Genomic DNA, 4,298 nt, shown 5'->3' with positions numbered 1-4,298 from the left:
GGCGCCCCCAACCCCCCGGGACGGCAGTAGGGGCCGGGGAGGACGACCCCCCCGGCCCTTCTGTGTGCTACGCCGTTCAGGCGGCGGCGCCGCGCCCGCCCGCGACCAGGCGCGGGAGGAAGCGGAAGCCGATGCCGCCGGCGATCATGGTGGCGGCACCGATGATCAGGAACGAGGTCTCGGCCGCACCGGTCTCGGCGAGCTCCTCCTTGGCCTCGCCCTGCTGGACGGGCTGCGAGCCGACCTGCTGGGTGTCGGTGTTCGAGCCGGTGGAGCCGGTCGAGCCGGTGGAACCGGTCGAACCGGTGGAGCCGCCGCACTCGACGCCGTCGGCGGTCACGGTGCAGTCGCCCGAACCGCCGTCGTCGGAGGAACCACCGGACGTGCTGGTGGAGCCGGAGTCGGAGGAGGAACCGGAGTCGCCGCCGGAACCGTTCGACCCGTTGCCACCGTTGCCGTTGCCGCCGTTGCCACCGTTGCCGGAGCCGTTACCGCCGTTGCCGTTACCGCCGTTGCCGTTGCCGCCGTTGCCGGCGTCGGCACCACCATCGGCGCCACCATCGGCACCGCCGTCAGCGCCACCATCGGCACCGCCGTCAGCGCCACCATCGGCGCCACCATCGGCACCGCCGTCAGCGCCACCATCGGCGCCACCGTCAGCACCGCCATCGGCGCCACCATCGGCACCGCCGTCAGCACCGCCATCGGCGCCACCGTCAGCACCGCCATCGGCACCACCGTCAGCACCGCCATCGGCACCACCGTCAGCACCGCCATCGGCACCACCGTCAGCACCGCCATCGGCACCGCCGTCAGCACCGCCGTCCGTGCTGCAGCCGAGCGGGTCGATCTCGCAGGGCTCGCCGCCCTGGACGCTGATCTCCACGTCGAGGGCGTCGTTCCCGCCGACGGCCTGCGCGGCGCCCGCCGCGGTCAGGGACGCACCGGCGATGATCACGGCACCGGCCGCGACTCGCGCCAGGCGGACTCGCGTCTTGTTGGTCATCTGGTTGCTACCCCCAGTAGCTTCATCTCGTCATGGGGCAGCGCCAGGGGCCGCCGGGCACGGGGGGCGTCATGCGTACTGGACCTGCCCCCCGTTCACACGCGCCCCAGAAATGCGCATGCCATTCAGCCACCCTTCCGAGTTTCCGATGCAGCGTCAAGGCCGTTGCGCGTGCGATGCCCGAAAGATCACCAGTTGGGCGGCATGTAACGATGCAACTGTGACGTAAACCCGGAACTACGGGCCCTGTCACGGCAGTTCCCTTGTCGACAAAGCGTCCCACACGCCCGTACACCGCTTGCACCGGCGAACGAACCGGGCCCCGCACCGGAGGGGTGCGGGGCCCGGACGCGAACGCGGGGGACGGTTACTTCGTCTGGTCCTGCTGCTTGCGCCAGCGGATGCCGGCCTCCAGGAAGCCGTCGATCTCGCCGTCCAGGACGGACTGCGGGTTGCCGACCTCGAACTCCGTCCGGAGGTCCTTGACCATCTGGTACGGGTGGAGGACGTAGGAGCGCATCTGGTTGCCCCAGGAGCTGCCGCCGTCGCCCTTGAGCGCGTCCATCTTGGCGCGCTCCTCCTGGCGCTGGCGCTCCAGGAGCTTGGCCTGGAGGACGTTCATGGCGCTGGCCTTGTTCTGGATCTGCGAGCGCTCGTTCTGGCAGGAGACCACGATGCCGGTCGGGAGGTGCGTGATGCGCACCGCCGAGTCGGTGGTGTTGACGCCCTGGCCGCCGGGGCCGGAGGCGCGGTAGACGTCGACGCGCAGGTCGGACTCGTCGATCTCGACGTGGTCGGACTGCTCGACGACGGGGAGGACCTCGACGCCCGCGAAGGAGGTCTGGCGGCGGCCCTGGTTGTCGAAGGGCGAGATGCGCACCAGGCGGTGGGTGCCCTGCTCGACGGAGAGGGTGCCGTAGGCGTACGGCGCCTTGACGACGAAGGTGGTCGACTTGATGCCGGCCTCTTCCGCGTACGAGGTCTCGTAGATCTCGGTCGAGTAGCCGTGGCGCTCGGCCCAGCGCAGGTACATGCGCTGGAGGCGCTCGGCGAAGTCGGAGGCGTCGACGCCACCGGCCTCGGCGCGGATGTTGACCAGCGCCTCGCGCTCGTCGTACTCGCCGGAGAGGAGGGTGCGGACCTCCATCTCGTCGAGCGCCTTGCGCACGGCGACCAGCTCGGTCTCCGCCTCGGCGCGGGTGTCCGCGTCGTCCATCTCCTCCGCGAGGTCGAAGAGGACGCCCAGGTCGTCGATGCGGCCGCGCAGCGCCTCGGCCTTGCGGACCTCGGCCTGGAGGTGCGAAAGCTTGCTCGTGATCTTCTGCGCCGCCTCCGGGTCGTCCCAGAGGGACGGGGCCGCGGCCTGCTCTTCGAGCACGGCGATGTCTGCCCTCATCTTGTCGAGGTCCAGGACGGCCTCGATCGACCCCATGGTCGAGGAGAGGGACTTCAGCTCTTCGGATACATCGACGACTGCCACGCGTCCAGCGTAACGGCTCCGGGCCGGGAGCCGAACCTACGGCCGCCCGGCCCGTGGACGACCGGGGTCAGGGCCGCGCGGGCTGCGAGGCCGGACGGGAGTCCTGGGGCGGGGTCCCGTCGTCCCCGGCGAGCGCCAGATAGCCGCCGGCGCCGAGCGCGCCCGCCGCCAGGACGGCCGCGAGGCCGAGGGTGATGCGGCGCTTGCGGACGGCCCCGGCCTTGTTGCGGGCCGAGCCGGGCCGCCGGGCGCCGGCCGGGCGCGGGGCGCGGGCGGTGCCGTGCGGGCCGCCGGACAGCTCGTCGGGGCCGGGCACGCGCATGGAGGTGTGGGTGTCGCGGTGGGAGTCGGCGGAGGCGCCGGGCACCAGCGGGACGGCGGCGCGCCGGCGGCCGGTCTCGGTGGCCGGGCCCGCGGAGGCCGCGTACGCCGGGTCCTCGTGCGGCTCCGGGGTCTCGGGCTCGGCGCCGGGCTCGTCCACGTCGAGCGGCGGGATGCCCTTGAGCAGCGGCAGGACGTCGGCGAGCCGGGCGGCCAGCTCGGAGGCGCGCAGCCGGGAGGCCGGGGCCTTGGCGAGGCACTGGACGATCAGCTTCCACAGCTCCTCGGGGATGCCGGGGAGCGGGACGACGGTCTCGGTGACGTGGCGGCGCAGGACGGCGCCGGGGTGGCCGCCGCCGAACGGGGTGAAGCCGGCCAGCAGCTCGTACAGGACGGTGGCGAGGGCGTAGATGTCGACGGCGGCGCGCGGCGGCAGGCCCTCGACGATCTCGGGGGCGAGGTAGTCGGGGGTGCCGATGATCCGGGTGGCCTTGGTGCGGCCCGGCGTGTCGATGAGCTTGGCGACGCCGAAGTCGGTGAGGAGGGCGGGGTGGGCGCCGCCGGGGCCGAGCGGCCCCTCCATGTCGAGGAGGATGTTCTCCGGCTTCACGTCCCGGTGGACGACGCCGGCCGCGTGGGCGGCGGCCAGGCCCTCGGCGACGTCGCGGATGATCGCGACGGCGGCCTCGGGGGCGAGCCGGCGCTCGCGGTCGAGGCGGGTGCGCAGGTCGGTGCCGCGGACCAGGTCCATGACGAGGGCGAGGTCGTTGCCGTCGACGACGAGGTCGCGGACCTTGACCACGCGCGGGTGGTCGAGGCCGAGCAGGGCGGTCCGCTCCTGCACGAAACGGCCGACGAGTTCCTGGTCGGAGGCCAGGTCCTCGCGCAGCAGTTTGACGGCGACGGGGCCTTCGGGCCCCTCGCCGAGCCACACCGTTCCGGCGCTGCCCCGCCCGAGGATCTGGTGGGCGGTGTAGCGGCTGCCGATGTTCCGTGCCAAGACTGCTCCCTCAGCGGCTGCGGTTCGCGTCAAAGTTACGCGTCCCGAGCCGCCGGACGTCACTTCCGGAGGGAAATCACCCTCCGGAAGTCGATAAATCGGCAGGACGACCGCCCGAACGCGGTCGTACCGCCCTCAGGACGACCGTTTCCTACTGACCGGTACCGCCGCTGGTGCCCCCGCTGGAGCCGGTGGCGTCCCCGATGGTGGAGATCCAGTCGCTCACGGTGGCGATGCCGTCGCCGATGGCCTCCCAGTAGCCCTTGCCCTGGGCGATCCAGTCCTGGAGCGGGGTGAGCTCCCAGACCAGCCAGCCGGCCACCACGAACAGGACGATCATGACCAGGCAGCCCTTGAGGCAGCCGAGGCCGGGGATCCGCATCGGGTTGGCGCCGCGCCGGCGCGGCTCGCGCGGGGCCGGGGCGGGCGGCTGCGGCCGCGGGGGCTGCTGCGGCTGCTGGGGCGGCGCGTACTGCTGCTGCGGGGGCTGA

The 4,298-nt window shown here is 72.9% G+C and carries 3 protein-coding genes and 1 pseudogene; all 4 read right to left on the bottom strand.

Features of this window, described 5'->3' with window-relative positions:
- Positions 1–76: 76 nt before the first annotated feature.
- The gene (locus AB0E83_RS31310) at positions 77–1,006 is read right to left on the bottom strand and encodes an LPXTG cell wall anchor domain-containing protein (protein ID WP_362119431.1); all 930 of its coding nucleotides are present in this window, start codon (positions 1,004–1,006) and stop codon (positions 77–79) included.
- Positions 1,007–1,373: 367 nt separating this feature from the next.
- Positions 1,374–2,486, bottom strand: a complete 1,113-nt coding sequence (gene prfB, locus AB0E83_RS31305; RefSeq protein WP_362119428.1) for a peptide chain release factor 2 — start codon at positions 2,484–2,486, stop codon at positions 1,374–1,376.
- Between the two features lie 67 nt (positions 2,487–2,553).
- A complete protein-coding gene (locus AB0E83_RS31300) occupies positions 2,554–3,807 on the bottom strand; it encodes a serine/threonine-protein kinase (protein WP_362119425.1) in 1,254 nt (417 codons plus the stop codon).
- 151 nt (positions 3,808–3,958) lie between these two features.
- Positions 3,959–4,298, bottom strand: a pseudogene (locus tag AB0E83_RS31295) (serine/threonine protein kinase); the annotation flags it as partial.

Origin of the sequence: Streptomyces sp. NPDC035033 (genome assembly GCF_040636735.1) — a bacterium.
Classification (GTDB): domain Bacteria; phylum Actinomycetota; class Actinomycetes; order Streptomycetales; family Streptomycetaceae; genus Streptomyces.
Note: the sequence above shows the minus strand (reverse complement) of the source record. Positions and strands in the feature narration are given on the sequence as shown.